This window comes from Agromyces sp. P1_H4 (assembly GCF_056405255.1).
Genome location: NZ_JBFUCL010000058.1, coordinates 1 through 14216, shown reverse-complemented (window position 1 = coordinate 14216; position 14216 = coordinate 1). Strand labels below are relative to the sequence as shown.

General features: G+C 71.2%; 13 protein-coding genes and 1 tRNA gene. 3 read left to right on the top strand and 11 right to left on the bottom strand.

The window, feature by feature from the left end; all coding sequences use genetic code 11:
• The 9 genes from lnt to AC1DY2_RS05825 form a co-directional block, all read right to left on the bottom strand.
• On the bottom strand, nt 1-1595 hold a 1595-nt coding region (gene lnt / locus AC1DY2_RS05865; protein WP_476761566.1), incomplete at its 3' end, for an apolipoprotein N-acyltransferase.
• A gap of 33 nt (nt 1596-1628) precedes the next feature.
• Nucleotides 1629-4058, bottom strand: coding sequence for a DEAD/DEAH box helicase (locus AC1DY2_RS05860; RefSeq protein WP_476761565.1), 2430 nt, complete (start codon nt 4056-4058; stop codon nt 1629-1631).
• A gap of 12 nt (nt 4059-4070) precedes the next feature.
• Nucleotides 4071-4889, bottom strand: coding sequence for a twin-arginine translocase subunit TatC (gene tatC, locus AC1DY2_RS05855; protein ID WP_476761564.1), 819 nt, complete (start codon nt 4887-4889; stop codon nt 4071-4073).
• A gap of 4 nt (nt 4890-4893) precedes the next feature.
• Nucleotides 4894-5172: a Sec-independent protein translocase subunit TatA gene (gene tatA / locus AC1DY2_RS05850; protein ID WP_309978576.1), complete on the bottom strand. Its 279-nt coding sequence runs from the start codon at nt 5170-5172 to the stop codon at nt 4894-4896.
• A 72-nt stretch (nt 5173-5244) separates the two neighbouring features.
• Nucleotides 5245-6279 (bottom strand): helix-turn-helix transcriptional regulator, encoded by a 1035-nt coding sequence (locus AC1DY2_RS05845; RefSeq protein WP_476761563.1) that lies wholly within the window; start codon nt 6277-6279, stop codon nt 5245-5247.
• Nucleotides 6279-7298 carry a helix-turn-helix transcriptional regulator gene (locus tag AC1DY2_RS05840; protein WP_476761562.1) on the bottom strand — a complete coding sequence of 340 codons (1020 nt, stop codon included), beginning with the start codon at nt 7296-7298 and terminating at the stop codon, nt 6279-6281. Before AC1DY2_RS05840 ends, AC1DY2_RS05845 begins: the two co-directional genes overlap by 1 nt.
• 49 nt (nt 7299-7347) lie before the next feature.
• The gene (locus tag AC1DY2_RS05835) at nt 7348-8322 is read right to left on the bottom strand and encodes an FKBP-type peptidyl-prolyl cis-trans isomerase (RefSeq protein ID WP_476761561.1); all 975 of its coding nucleotides are present in this window, start codon (nt 8320-8322) and stop codon (nt 7348-7350) included.
• Between the two features lie 44 nt (nt 8323-8366).
• Nucleotides 8367-9377: a tRNA (adenine-N1)-methyltransferase gene (locus tag AC1DY2_RS05830; RefSeq protein WP_476761560.1), complete on the bottom strand. Its 1011-nt coding sequence runs from the start codon at nt 9375-9377 to the stop codon at nt 8367-8369.
• Nucleotides 9374-10048, bottom strand: coding sequence for an HAD family hydrolase (locus AC1DY2_RS05825; RefSeq protein ID WP_476761559.1), 675 nt, complete (start codon nt 10046-10048; stop codon nt 9374-9376). Before AC1DY2_RS05825 ends, AC1DY2_RS05830 begins: the two co-directional genes overlap by 4 nt.
• Nucleotides 10049-10123: 75 nt before the next feature.
• On the opposite strand from AC1DY2_RS05825, the gene AC1DY2_RS05820 reads away from it, so the two are divergent.
• A complete protein-coding gene (locus AC1DY2_RS05820; protein ID WP_476761558.1) occupies nt 10124-11071 on the top strand; it encodes a PAC2 family protein in 948 nt (315 codons plus the stop codon).
• Between the two features lie 43 nt (nt 11072-11114).
• On the opposite strand, the gene AC1DY2_RS05815 is transcribed toward AC1DY2_RS05820, so the two are convergent.
• A complete protein-coding gene (locus AC1DY2_RS05815) occupies nt 11115-11933 on the bottom strand; it encodes an undecaprenyl-diphosphate phosphatase (RefSeq protein WP_309978590.1) in 819 nt (272 codons plus the stop codon).
• A 55-nt stretch (nt 11934-11988) separates the two neighbouring features.
• Nucleotides 11989-13314, bottom strand: a complete 1326-nt coding sequence (locus AC1DY2_RS05810) for a M20/M25/M40 family metallo-hydrolase (protein ID WP_476761557.1) — start codon at nt 13312-13314, stop codon at nt 11989-11991.
• A gap of 112 nt (nt 13315-13426) precedes the next feature.
• Between AC1DY2_RS05810 and AC1DY2_RS05805 the strand changes: the two genes are divergently transcribed.
• Both AC1DY2_RS05805 and AC1DY2_RS05800 read left to right on the top strand, forming a co-directional pair.
• A tRNA-Leu gene (locus tag AC1DY2_RS05805) sits at nt 13427-13510 on the top strand.
• 144 nt (nt 13511-13654) lie between these two features.
• Nucleotides 13655-14216 (top strand): hypothetical protein (locus tag AC1DY2_RS05800; RefSeq protein ID WP_476761556.1); only part of this gene is annotated, 562 nt, incomplete at its 3' end.

Genomic DNA, 14216 nt, shown 5'->3' with positions numbered 1-14216 from the left:
CAGCGAGCGTCTGCGACCCGAGCATCGTCCGTTCGGGTCGCGTCGCTGTTCTCGGACGACCGACGGTCGCCAGGTGATCGGCGTCGCGCCATGATCCCCGCCGCGACCAGTCCGGCCAGGGACCCGAAGACGATGACCGCCGGAACGGCGGCTCCGAGCATCACCGACGGCGTCAGGCCCGTTCGCAGCGCGACATCCGTCACCATCGCACCCGGCTCGTAGGCGGGGAGGGCGTCGATCGTGCGCCCGCTCGGGTCGATGACCTGGCTGGTGCCGACCGTGGAGATGTTGACGACGGAGCGACCCGTCTCGATCGCCCGCAGCCGCGCGATCGCGAGCTGCTGCTCGTTCTCGTCGGTGCCACGGAAGTCGGCATTGTTCGTCTGGAACATGTAGAGCTCGGCGCCATCTCGCGCGCCCTCCCAGATGACGTCGTCGTAGATCACGTCGAAGCAGATGGCCAGGCCGGTGACCGCGTCGCCGAGGTCGAAGACCGGCGGGTTGGTGCCCGGGGTGTAGCCGCGCTGGATGAGCCCGATGAGGTCGGGGGCGAAGGGCTCCCAGAAGGCGCGATCGGGGATGTACTCGCCGAACGGCACGGGATGCCGCTTGTCGTAGCTGTCGACGGCACCCTCGWCGGCTCGCCAGAGCAGCGACGTGTTGAAGTACTCATCGTCGCGCGTCGTGACGGTGTTGAGCACGAGCGGGGCGTCGAGCTGCTCGCTGAGGTCGTCGAAGACCGCGGCGGTCTCGGCACTGCGGAGCGGGTCGATGTCGGAGCCGCCCTCGGGCCAGAGCAGCACGTCGATGCCGGGCTCGTCGAGGATCGGCTCGGTCGCTTCCAGCTGAGCCCGGAGGACGTCGCCGGGGGCGCGCTCGTCGAAGTAGCCGGCCGGGCCGTTGCCCTGCACGCTCGCGACACGCAGTTCGCCCGCCCCGGTGGTCGTCCAGGCAGGCAGCACCATGGCCACCAACAGCACCGCGGCGACCGGGATGGCCGTGCGGACGTCCTGCCATCCCCGCAGGCGCACCCACTCGATGACGCCGGCGACGATCGCCACCATCACGAATCCGAGACCGGTCGAACCGACCCACGAGACGACGTCGGCGAACGGGCTCTGCGACTGGCTGAGCGCCGCACGGCCCCACGGGAAGCCGCCGTACGGGATGGTGCCGGTGGCCGCCTCGCGCACGCACCAGAGCCCGGCGACGAGCAGCGGCAGCCACACGAGACGCGCCCAGCGCGACGAGCTTGCCCTGGGCACCCAGCGGTAGGCCAGGACGATGAGCACGCCGCCACCGGCCACGAAGAGCGATTCGAGGATCGACAGCGCCAGCCATGGGACCGGACCGAGGTACAGGGCCGTCCACGACACCTGCTGCAGGTAGAAGGCGAGTCCGAACGCGAGCCCCACGAGGGCCGCCGACCAGGCGTTCCGGCCGATCAGGCTGACCAGCGCGAGCCCGATGCCGACGAACGCGAGCGGCCAGATGCTCGCCCCGGGGAAGCCCAGGTCGTAGACGAGTCCGCCGGCGATGGAGGCGAGCACCGCGACCCACAGCGGCAGCAGCGGGCGGGCGTCGGTCTCGGGCACCAGATCAGCCTAGGCGACGTGAACGACGGGGACTCACGCCACCGAGCCGTAGGCGACGACGCCCCGGCGCACCGCATCGATCGCCGCGCGCGCGGTCGCCCCGAGCTCGGCGTCCGCCACGATCGACACCTGGTCGAGCAGGTCGACCACCTGCTTCGTCAGGCGGACGAAGTCGCCCGCGGCCAGGTCGGTGTCGGCCAGCACGAACCCGAGGTCGGCGCCGCTGGCCCAGGCGTGCATCGCCGTCGCCAAGGCGGGCGAGGGAACCTCGCTGCCCGACAGGCGGTGGTCGCGCTCGAGGTCGTCGAGCTCGCTCCACACATCGGTGGTGCGGTCGAACGCGTCCCGGAAGCGGCCCCGCGGCAGGCGGAACTGCTCGCCGCGGTCATCCCGCCGCGGTTCGTACACGAGCGACGCCGCCATCGCCGCGAGCGAKGGCACGTCGAGGCCGTCCCACAGCCCCTGACGCAGGCATTCGGCGACCAGCAGGTCGCGTTCGCCGTAGATCCGCTTCAGGATGCGGCCCGCCGACGTCGAGACCAGCGATCCGTTCGGGTCGCGCTCGAGGTATCCGAGTTGCTCGAGCACCTCGGCGACGCGGTCGAATCGCTTGGCGACCTGGCCCGTGCGCGTGCGGATCTGGCGGGAGAGCTGGTCGTGCTCCTGCTTGAGCCGCCACCAGCGCTCGGCCCACCGGGCATGCTGCTCCCGTTCGGCGCAACCGTGGCACGGATGCGCGCGCATGGCCTTGCGCGCGTCGCCGAGCTCGCGCTGCATCCGCTCGCGCTGGGCGTGCGTCGGGTTGCCCTTCGACGTCTGCCGCTCGAGCTCGCCGATGCGTCGGCGGATGGCCGCGTACTCGCCGAAGTCGCCGAGGTGGCAGCGCATGGCCTCCTCGAAGCCGGCCATCGACTCCTCCTGCTTGCGGAGGGTGCGGGCCAGGTCGACCACCGCGCGGTCGGCCTGGAACTGTGCGAACGACAGTTCGAGGATCTGGCGGGTTCGCTCGCGCCCGAACTGGTCGACGAGGTTCACGGCCATGTTGTAGGTGGGCTTGAAGCTCGAGTTCAGCGGGTAGCTTCGACGCGACGCCAGCGAGGCGACGGCCTCGGGGTCGAGTCCGTCGACCCACTGGATCACCGAGTGCCCCTCGACGTCGATGCCGCGGCGCCCGGCCCGGCCGGTGAGCTGCGTGTACTCCCCCGGCGTGATCGGCACCCGGGCCTCGCCGTTGAACTTCTCCAGCTTCTCGAGCACCACCGAACGCGCGGGCATGTTCACCCCGAGTGCGAGGGTCTCGGTGGCGAAGACCACCTTGAGCAGCTTGAGCTGGAACAGCTCCTCGACGATCTCCTTGAACGCCGGCAGCATGCCGGCGTGGTGGGCGGCGACGCCGCGCTGGAGCCCCTCGAGCCATTCCCAGTAGCCGAGCACCGCGAGGTCCTCGTCGCGGAGCATCCGCGCCCGCTCCTCGACGATCGAGCGGATCTCGTCGCGTTCGGCGGAATCGGTGAGCCGGATGCCGGAGCGGAGCACCTGGCGCACCGCCTGGTCGCAGCCGACCCGGGAGAAGATGAACACGATGGCGGGAAGCAGGTGCTTGCCGTGCAGCAGCTCGATCACCTCGGGGCGGTCGGCTCGGCCGCTGCCCGCAGCCGGCTGGTGGTACCGACCGCGATCGCCACCCCGCCGTCCGCGAGCGGAGCGCGTCGAGATCGACCGGCCGCCGCTGCGCGCGAGGCGCTGGAGCTCGGGGTTCACGCGATTCGTGGCGGCCTGACCCGAGGAGTCGAAGAGGTCGAGGAGCTTCGCCTTCACGAGCACGTGCTGCTCGAGCGGCACCGGCCGATCCTCGGAGACGATCACGTCGGTGTCGCCCCGGACGGCCTGCAGCCAGTCGCCGAACTCCTCGGCGTTGGACACGGTCGCCGACAGGGACACGAGCCGCACCGCCTCGGGGAGGTGGATGATGACCTCCTCCCACACGGCGCCGCGGAACCGGTCGGCCAGGTAGTGCACCTCATCCATGACGACGTAGGCGAGGTGGTCGAGCAGCGGCGAGTCGGCGTACAGCATGTTGCGCAGCACCTCGGTCGTCATCACCACGATGCGCGCGCCCGAATTGACGTTCGTGTCGCCCGTGAGCAGCCCCACCTGGTCGGCGCCCCACTCGTCGCTCAGCTCCTGGAACTTCTGGTTGCTCAGCGCCTTGATCGGCGTGGTGTAGAACACCTTCGCACCGGGCTCCTGCATGGCCAGGAACACGGCGAACTCGGCGACGACCGTCTTGCCCGCACCGGTCGGCGCCGCGACGAGCACGCTGCGCCCTTCATCGAGCGCACCGCACGATGCGCGCTGGAACGGGTCGAGGTCGAATCGGAGCCTGGCGGCGAACTCGGCGAGTCGTGGTTTCCGGCGCTGGTCGCGGGAGATCGCATACCGTTCGGCCGGGGAGAGGCTCATCACCCCTCCAGCCTAGACAGCCGCTCCGAACTCGAGGCGGTTGCGACGCTCGACACGGCGATCGTGCAGGTGCGCGATGAACCAGGCCGCGAAGTAGAGCGCCACCATCGGGATCGCGAGCAGGAACATCGAGACGATGTCCGCCGAGGGCGTGGCGATCGCGGTGAAGAGCACGATGACGAGGATCGCCACCCGCCACGACTTGATGATGGATGCCGCGCTGATGACCCCGGCGAAGTTCAGGAGCACGATGAACACCGGCACCACGAACGCGATGCCGATCGCGACGACGAGCTTCAGCACGAAGTCGATGTACTCCTTCGCCGTGAGCAGCGTCTCACCGCCCTCGGGGACGAAGCTCGTCATGATCTTCACGATGTTCGGCAGCACGAACCACCCGGCGGCGCAGCCGGCGAAGAACAGCGGGATCGCCGTGGCGAAGAACCCGAACGTGAACCGGCGCTCGCGGGTGTTCAGCCCCGGCACGAGGAACGCGAAGATCTGGTAGAGCCACACCGGGCTCGAGATGACGATGCCCAGCGTGAACGAGATCTGGAGCATCAGGTCGAACGAGCTCGAGATCGTCGGGAAGATGATCGCCATCTCGCTCGTGTTGCCCTGCGCGTCTGCGAGGCGGAGGACCGGCTCCTGGAGGGCGTTCCACACGAACGCGTCGGTGAGCCACCACCCGATCGCGGCGCCGACCACGATCGCGAGGGCGGAGATGAACAGGCGCTTGCGCAGCTCGATGAGGTGCGCGCCGAGCGACATCCGCTTCTCGCGGTTCTTCTCCTCGCGGTCCTTCTCCCCGCGATCCTTCACCGCGGACATGAAGTCAGCGACTCGAGCCGGAATCGGCCTCGTCGGGCTTGCGCGTCACGACGGTGGCGTCAGGCGCAGCGGTGTTCGCTGCCGGCGCTGCGGGAGCCGCGGGCGTGCTCGCAGCCGAGTCGGCCGCGGCGGGCTCGTCCTTGTCGGAGCGCACCTCGCTCTTGAGGATCTTCATCGACTGTCCGAGGCTGCGGGCGAGTGCCGGGAGCTTGGGGGCGCCGAAGAGCAGCAGGATGACCACGAGGATGATCAGCGCGTGCCAACCGGTGAAGCCTTGCCACATGGGTGTTCGTCCGTTCTCGGGAGGATCGTGACGACAGTCTACCTGCCGCCGGGGAACGCCGCCTGAAGTCGGTCAGGAGCCGTCGGAGCCGGGTGCCCCTGGTCGCTCTGCCGGATCCGCGCTCTGCTCGGAGTCCGGCGGCGGATAGCCAGCGAGGCCCGCCGCCGCCCACTCCGCCACGGCCGCACGCGCCTCGGCCGGCGCGACGACCGTGACGAGCCCCGGCAGCCCCGCGACGAGGCGCTTGAGCCCGTGCACGTGCGCCAGCCGCAGGGTGACCCGCAACCTGCCGTCGACCTCGCGGGCGCTCGCGTCGGCGAGGTAGTCGGCGAGCAGCGGCAGCGTGGCCGGCGACACGTCGACCACGACGTCGAGGTCGGAGTCGGAACCCTGGAAGAGCGTGTCGGGGACCGCGCGGTCGGAGTGGTCGCCGATCGGCTCGTCGGTCAGCAGCAGGTCGCTCATGCGGTCGACGCGGAAGTTGCGCACGTCCTCCCGCGTATGGCAGTACGCCTGGAGGTACCAGTCCGCGTCCTGCGAGATGATGCGCAGCGGATCCGCGCGACGGCGGCCGCGCTCGCCACGCGCGTTCAGGTAGTCGAACTCGAGCTGCCGCCCCTCGGCCACCGCCTCGCGGATGAGCGCCAGCGACGCGTCGGCCTCGGTCTCGGCGACCGCGAGCCGGCTGGGGGCTGCGGAGGCTCCGGCGGCGAGCTTCGCACGGAGGGAGGCCAGCGAGGCGCTGCCCGCCCCCTCCGGCGCCGCGGAGAGGTACTGCAGGCCCGCCATGAGGGCTGCGGCCTCGCGCGCTGAGAGCCGCGGTGCGTCGTCGATCGCCACGTGATGCACGATCACGATCACGTCGTCGTCCTCGAAGGAGTCCCAGTCGATGTCGAAGAGGTCGTTCGGCTGGTAGGTGCCCGTGGAGCCGGGAAGGCCCGACGTGGCGATGAGGCGCACGGCGTCGCGGATCTCCGCCTCGGTCATGCCGAAGTGCGCCGCGGCCTCGGCGACGTCGACGACGCGCCGCTCGAGCAGGTAGGGCACGAACGAGAGCAGGAACACGAGCTTGTCGGGTGCCTTCAGCGGCTTGCTGCGGGCGGCCATCATGACGCTCCTCCGTCGCGGTGGGCGGCGGCGACGGCGGCGAGGCGATCGCGCACCTCGTCGCGCAGTGAGGCCGGGGCGATCACCCGGACCTCGGGGCCGTAGGCCGCCAGCTCGTCGGCGAACACCGCGGCATCCGTGTAGTGCAACCGGATCACGCCGGCGTCCTCGTCGCGCAGCACGGCCCGCTTGCCCAGCCGGACCTCCGCGTCACTGCCCGCCGTGACGGCGAGGTCTGCGGCGTTGCCGAGCCGCACCTCGTCGAGCTCGGCCAGGATGCGGTCCTGGATGTCGGGCGGCGGTGCGTCGAAGGTTCGCCCGGGCAGCGGCTCGACGCCGCCGACGATGCGCGAGAGCAGGAAGGTGCGGGGCGCGCGGGCGTCGTGGTCGTAGGCGTGCAGATGCCAGCGCCCCTCGTGGAGCACCACGGCCAGGGGGTCGACCGTGCGCTCGCTCGGAGCGCCCTCGCCGGGCTTGAAGTAGCGGAACCGCACCGTCTGCCGCCGGTCGAGCGCCTGCCGAAGCGGCTCGAACGCCGCGTCGCGCACGCGGAGTCGAGGGGCGTAGCCGATGACGGGCTCGCGGGGCTCGATGCCGAGCGACCGCAGCTTGGTGAGCGCCCGCTGCGAGTCGGCGGAGAGTGACGCCTCGCGCCACACCTCGGCCGCGAGGCCGAGCAGTGCCAGCTCGTCGGGGGTGAACCGCACCTCTTCGGGAAGGTCGTACCGGCCCTTCGGGATGCGATAGCGCAGCGCCTGGTTGTCGCCCGGTCGGTCGGGAGACTCGACCGTCTCGAGCGGGATGCCGAGCTCCCGGATGTCGTCCTTGTCGCGCTCGAACTGGCGCTCGAGGTTGGCGTTCTGCCCGGACTCGTCGTAGCGCTCGGCGTAGCCGCGCACCGACGACAGGATCTCGGACTTCAGCAGGCCCGTCTCGGTGGCGAGCAGCGCGAGCACCAGGCTGAAGAGCCGATCTTCGACCGGGATCCTCGGCTCACCCTTGCGCGATGCACCCGACACAGGAGCGATCATACTGAACCGCGGGCGGCCCTCGGCCGCGATCGCCGGGTCAGACGACACCCAGGATGTCGATGACGAAGAAGAGCGTGGAACCGGCGGGCACCTTGTCGTTGCCCTGGTCGCCGTAGCCCTGCGACGACGGCACGATGACCCCGATCTGCGAGCCCACGGTCTGGCCGATGATCGCGTTCGAGAACCCGGGGATGACCTGCGCGTCGTCGCCCGTGCTCACCACGAAGGTCTTGGGACCCGGCTGCTGGTTGCCCTCGTCCGCGGTCGTCCACGTGGAGTCGAACACGGAGTTGTCGTCCCACAGCACGCCCGTGTACTGCACGACCACGGAGTCGCCGTCTTCGACGACCTCGCCGGAGCCCTTCTTCAGCACCTCGACCGCGATCTCGTCCTTCACGGGCGGGTCGGACTTCGGCACGGTGATGCCGGGGCGGCCGTCGGGTGCGAGCACCACGGCGGGGAACCCGTCACGGGAGAGCTGGGGTGCGCCGTCGGCGCGGGACGGGAGCGCGCGCTTCACGTCGATGACGAACACGAGGCTGTCGTCGGCGCCGATGCCGATCGACTCGTTGCCCTGGTCGCCGAAGGCGTCTTCAGCGGGCACGACGACCGCGACCCGCGAGCCCTCGCTGCCGCAGGTGAGCGCCTTGCGCAACCCCGGAAGCGTGGCGTCGGACACGGTGAGCGCGATCGGGTCCTCGTCGCCGAAGCCCGTCGGCTCCTGCACGGTCTCGCCCGTGGTGCCGTTGTAGACGGCGAGGCCGATGAGGGCCTGCTGGCCGTCTTGCAGCTTCGCGCCGTCACCCGCGATGACCTCGGTGCACTGCGTCTCGTCGGGCGCGAGCGGCGCCGGGAACTCCACCTTCGGCGCGTCGCCGAAGTCGCCCTTCACCACGACGGCGTCGGAGGACTGCCCCGAGGTCGCCTCGGGAGCTGCCGGCGCCGGCGTGCAGCCGGAGAGGGCCACGGCGACGAGGCCGGCGGTGGCGATGAGCGCGAGTGACGAGCGCACTGATCCTCGATTCATGGGGTGGGTCGCGGAGGGGCGTTGGTAGCCTACAAGGCTTCGCCTGCGGGATCGGTGTCGGCCGCCCGCGAGCGTTCGGCCGCGGCATCCGCTGCTCGCACCCGCTTGCGCAGCGCCTTGGCGCTCACTGCCCGTTCGCCGAGCGCGCCGGGCGTCCACGCCTCGACGTCCTCGTCGCTGAACTCCGTCTTCGACGGGCGCCGCTTGAGCTCGGGCAGCACCGTGTCGGGCGCGAGCCGGCGGGCGGTGAGGAGGAAGCCGGTGTGGGCGATCATGCGGTGGTCGGGCCGGACCGCGAGGCCCTGCACGTGCCAGCCGCGCACCATCGTCTCGGTCGACTGGGGCTCGGTGTACTCCCCCGTCGCCCGGATCGCCTCGGCGACCCGGGACAGCTGCGTGGCGGTCGCGATGTAGCAGAGCAGCACGCCGCCGGGCTTCAGCGCATCGGACACGACGTCGATGCACTCCCACGGAGCGAGCATGTCGAGCACGACCCGGTCGACGGATGCCGCGGGCGCCGCCTCGGGCAGCGCCAGCGCCAGGTCGCCGAGCGTGATCGACCAGTTCTCGGGGTCGTAGCCGTGGAAGGTGGCGACGTTGCCGCGCGCGACCTCGGCGAACTCCTCGCGGCGCTCGAACGACAGCAACCGGCCCGAGGGGCCGATGCCGCGGAGCAGCCAGAGCGACAGGGCGCCCGAGCCGACGCCCGCCTCGACGACGGTGGCGCCGGGGAAGATGTCGGCCTGCGCGAGGATCTGCGCGGCGTCCTTCGGGTACACGATGGCCGCGCCGCGCGGCATCGACATCACGAAGTCGCTGAGCAGCGGGCGCAGCGCGAGGTACTCGATGCCGACCTGGTTGGCGACGACGGAGCCGTCGGGCAGCCCGATGAGGTCGTCGTGCGCGATGGGGCCCTTGTGCGAGTGGAAGAGCTTGCCCGGCTCGAGGGTGATGGTGTGCATGCGGCCCTTGGGCCCGGTCAGCTGCACCCGGTCGCCGGCCCGGAACGGTCCGCTGCGCTCGCCTCGGCTCTCGCTCACGCGCGGGCCTCGCGAACCTCGAGGAGTGACGCGACATCCGACACCGACTTGTCGGCGAGGGTCTGCCACAGCACGTGCGCCGGTGCCTCGGCGAGGTCGAGGATGTTCGGCACGCCCACCGTGACCGCGCCGGCCGACCAGGCCGAGGTGAGTCCGGCGGGCGAGTCCTCGATCGCGATGCAGTCGCGCACGTCGACGCCGAGGGCCTCGGCCGCCGCGAGGTAGGGCTCGGGGTGCGGCTTCGCGTGCTCGACCGCGTCGCCCGTGACGATGACGTCGAAGGCCTCGAACGGGATCGCCCGCACCACGTCGTCGGCCATCGACCTGACCGACATGGTCACGAGTGCGGTGGGCACGGATGCCTCGCGCAGCGCCTCGAGCAGTTCCCTCGCGCCCGGCCGCCACGGGACGCCGTGCTCGGCGAGCTGCTCCTGCACGCGTGAGGTGAGCCGCGCCACGATCGTGTCGGCGTCGAGGTCGACGCCCGCCGCCTGGAACACCGTCGCCGCCTCCCAGAGGCCGCTGCCGACGAGGCCGAGCGCGTCCTCGTGGGTCCAGCGGCCGCCGAAGGACTCGACGAGCTCCTCCTCGGCCGCCATCCAGTAGCGTTCGGTGTCGACGAGGGTTCCGTCCATGTCCCAGAGGACGGCGGCGGGAAGGCGAGTGGTCACAACCCGCAAGTCTACGGGCACGGCCTATTGTGGAGAGGACCCCGGGAGTCCGGGGCGGGAAGCGGGGCACCTGGAGTGGATCAGCGGGCCGGTTTCGAGGGCGGAAGGCTGCTCGTCGTCGCCTTCGAGGGATGGAACGACGCCGGCGAGGCGGCGACCGGGGCGGCGAAGCTGCTCGCGGAGCGGCTCGGCCTCGTCGAGATCGCCGCGGTCGACCCCGAGCTGTACTTCGACTACCAGTTCACCCRGCCCACGGTCGTGATGGGCGACGACGGCTCGCGCCGGCTCGAATGGCCCGGCGCCGCGATCCTCGGCCCAGGCGGGGCGCCGACCGWCGAGGTCGACGTACAGGTCACCGGCCCCGGCGCCGACMCCCTCCACGTGCTCCTCGGCGCCGAGCCCGCGCGCAGCTGGAAGGGCTTCGCCGCCGAGCTCGTCGACGCCGCGCTCACCGCCGACATCGAGGGCGTCGTGCTCCTCGGCGCCATGCTCGCCGACGCGCCGCACACCCGGCCCCTGTCGGTCTTCGCGTCGAGTGAGAACCGCGAGGTGCGCGACGCGCTCGGCGTGGAACGCTCGAGCTACGAGGGCCCCGTCGGCATCCTCAGCGTCATCGCCGACCAGGCCGAGCGCGCCGGCATCCCCACTGTGTCGCTCTGGGCGTCGGTGCCGCACTACGTGCACAACGCGCCCTCCCCCAAGGCGGTGCTCGCCCTCCTCGGCAAGCTCGAGGAGCTCACCGGCCTCTCCATCCCGCGCGGCACCCTCGAGACCGAGGCGCAGGCGTGGGAGGCCGGCGTCGACGCGCTCGCCGCCGACGACGAGGACATGGCCGGCTACATCACCCAGCTCGAGCAGGCCCGCGATGCGGTCGACGCCCCCGAGGCGAGCGGCGAGGCCATCGCCCAGGAGTTCGAGCGGTACCTCCGGCGCCGGGGCGAGGGTCCCGACGGACGGGCCGACGGTCGCGACGGCCGCGATGGGCCCCGCGACGAGCCGTGGCGCCCGCGGGACGGCGCGTAGCGGCATCCGTCGCACGTCGTCGAAGCGGATGCCGCGGCATCCGTCACGCGTCGATGACGCCCGTGGCGAGCAGCGCGAAGATCGTGCCGCCGAGCAGGATGCGGTAGATCACGAACGGCAGGAAGCTGTGCCGCGAGATCCACTGCATGAAGAAGGCGATGACCAGGATCGCGACGACGAAGGCGACGAGCGTGGCCGCGGCCGTCTCGATGGGGCCGTAGACGGAGGGCTCCCCCATGCTCTTGAACAGCTGGAAGAACCCCGAGCCGAAGACGGCGGGGATGGCGAGCAGGAACGCGTAGCGTGCGGCGGCGCCCCGCTCGTAGCCGAGGAACAGGCCGGCGGTGATCGTGCCGCCCGAGCGCGAGACGCCGGGGATCAGGGCGAGCGCCTGGGCGAATCCGAAGATGATGCCGTGCGGCACGGTCAGCTCGTCGAGCTTGCGCCGCTTCGCCCCGGCCCAGTCGGCGAGGCCGAGGATGATGCCGAACACCACGAGCATCGTCGCTACGATCCAGAGCGAGCGGAAGGTGGTCTCGATCTCGTCCTGGAACAGGATGCCGAGAACGACGATCGGGATCGAGCCGACGATGATCAGCCAGCCCATGCGGGCATCGGGGTCGTTGCGCGGCACGCGACCGGTGAACGAGCCGAACCAGTGCGAGACGATGCGCACGATGTCGCGCCAGAAGAACACCACGACCGCCGTCTCGGTGCCGAGCTGCGTGATCGCGGTGAACGCGGCCCCCGGATCCTGGGCGCCGGGGAGGAACTCCCCCAGGATGCGCAGGTGCGCACTCGAGGAAACGGGGAGGAATTCGGTGAGGCCCTGGACGAACCCGAGGATGAGCGCTTCGAGCACAGTGGTATCCGCCTTCCGCCTCCGCGGAAGCCGGAGGAACGAGACCGGTCTTTGGTCAGTAGCTGAGCAACAGGTCTCGCAGGACCCTGTTACCGAAGGATAGTGMGTCGAGCGGCACTCGTTCATCAACCCCGTGGAACATCGCGGGGAAATCGAGGTCGTCGGGCAGGCGCAGCGGCGCGAAGCCGTAGCCGGCGATGCCGAGGCGACTGAGCGACTTGTTGTCGGTGCCGCCCGAGAGCAGGTACGGGAACACTCGGGCACCCGGGTCGTGCGCGCCGAGCGAGCGGGTGACCGCGTCGACGAGCGGCCCGCGGGTGGATGCCTCGAGCCCGACGTCCTTGTGCACGAACTCGATCTCGATGTCGTCGCCGATGATGGCGCGGACCTCGGCGAGCACGGCCTCCTCCTGGCCGGGCAGCGTGCGGATGTCGACGAGCGCCTCGGCCCGGTCGGGGATGACGTTGTGCTTGTAGCCCGCCTCGAGCTTCGTCGGGTTCGTGGTCGTGCGGAGCGTCGCCGTGATGAACCCCGAGGCCGAGCCCGTCGCCAGGGCGAGCTCGTCGGGCGAGACCTGTTCGGGATCGACGCCGAGGGTGTCGGCGATCGCGGAGAGCAACTCGCGGGTGGTGTCGGTGAGGTGCAGGGGCCACTCGGTGCGCCCGAGCCGGGCGATCGCCTCGGCGAGCTTGGTCACGGCGTTGTCGCGGATGAGGCGCGATCCGTGCGCCGCGACGCCTCGGGCGACGAGCCGCACCCAGATGAGCGACTTCTCCCCCGTCTGCAGGAGGTAGGCCCGTTCGCCGCCGACGGTGATCGAGTAGCCGCCGACCTCGCTGATCGCCTCGGTCGCCCCGTCGAAGAGCTCGGGCCGGTGATCGACGAGCCAGCTCGCCCCCACGCCGCCGCCGGCCTCCTCGTCGGCGAAGTAGGCGACCACGATCTCCCGTTCGGGAAGCTCGCCCGAGCCGAGGATGCCGCCGAGGGCGGTCAGCATCATGGCGTCCATGTCCTTCATGTCGACGGCGCCCCGCCCCCACAGCATGCCGTCGCGCACCTCGCCCGCGAACGGGTCGACGCTCCAGTTGCGCGGGTCGGCCGGCACGACGTCGAGGTGGCCGTGCAGCACGAGCGCGGRCTTGTCGGGGTTCCGTCCCGGCACGCGCGCGACGACGCTGGTGCGCCGGGGCTCGGGCTCGAACAGCTCGGGCGCGAGGCCCATGGCGGCGAGCTTCGCCTCGACGTACTCGGCGGCCTCGCGCTCGCCTTCGGCCCGTCCTTCGCCGTAGTTCGTCGTGTCGATCCGGATGAGGTCCCTGGCGATCACCGCCGTCTCGTCGAGGTCGTCGATCGGGCGCTGGACTGCGGATGACTCGGCCATGCGTTCACCGTAGCCGCCGCCATCGGGGCCGGGCCACCGGCGTTCGAAGCGCCTCTGAATCCGTGCTAATGTCTTCTCTCGGGCCTCCGAGCGATCGAGGGCCTGACACAACGCGCGGGTGGCGGAAATGGCAGACGCGCTAGCTTGAGGTGCTAGTGCCCTAACGGGCGTGGGGGTTCAAGTCCCCCCTCGCGCACGCGTTGTGAAGAAGGCCGGATCATCATGATCCGGCCTTCTTTCGTTTTGCCGTCGCTTTCTCGCTAATGGGTCCCGGATGCCGGGACGGTCGGCTCCCCGGACTTGCCACCTTCGAACATATGTTCGAAACTGGGGTATGACCATGACCGCTCCCCGCATCGCCCCGGCACCCGGTCCGGCGCGCGTCGAGGAGCTGCAGGCCCGCATCCGCGGGATGCAGGCGACCCGGCTCGACTCCAAGGCCGTGCCGACGCATCCGGCGCTCGCCTCCGTGCTGCCGGGCGGCACGCTCCGCGAGGGCACGGTCGTGCAGGTCGAGGGCTCGACCACCCTGCTCATGGCCCTCCTCGCCGGCCCCAGCGCGAGCGGCCGGTGGGTGGCGGTGGCCGGCATGCCCGAGTWCGGGGTCGAGGCCGCCGCACGGTTCGGCATCGACCTCGAGCGGCTCGTGCTCGTGCCCGACCCCGGGCGGCAGTGGCTCACGGTCGTCGCCGCGCTCGCCGACGTCATCCCGGTGGTCGCGGTGCGGCCGGCGGGCCGGGTCTCCCCCGCCGAGACGAGTCGCCTGCAGGCCAGGCTCCGACAGCGCGGCACCACGCTGCTCGTCGCGGGCGAATGGGCGGGCAGCGACGCCCGCCTCGGGGTCGAGGCGAGCGAATGGCAGGGGCTCGAGCATGGGCACGGGCACCTCGCCGAACGCGAGG

Bases quoted from the DNA above. Each gene is read 5' to 3' on its own strand.
- tatC (WP_476761564.1), bottom strand. From the start codon at position 4,889: ATGTCCGCGGTGAAGGATCGCGGGGAGAAGGACCGCGAGGAGAAGAAC.
- tatA (WP_309978576.1), bottom strand. From the start codon at position 5,172: ATGTGGCAAGGCTTCACCGGTTGGCACGCGCTGATCATCCTCGTGGTC.
- AC1DY2_RS05845 (WP_476761563.1), bottom strand. From the start codon at position 6,279: ATGGCCGCCCGCAGCAAGCCGCTGAAGGCACCCGACAAGCTCGTGTTC.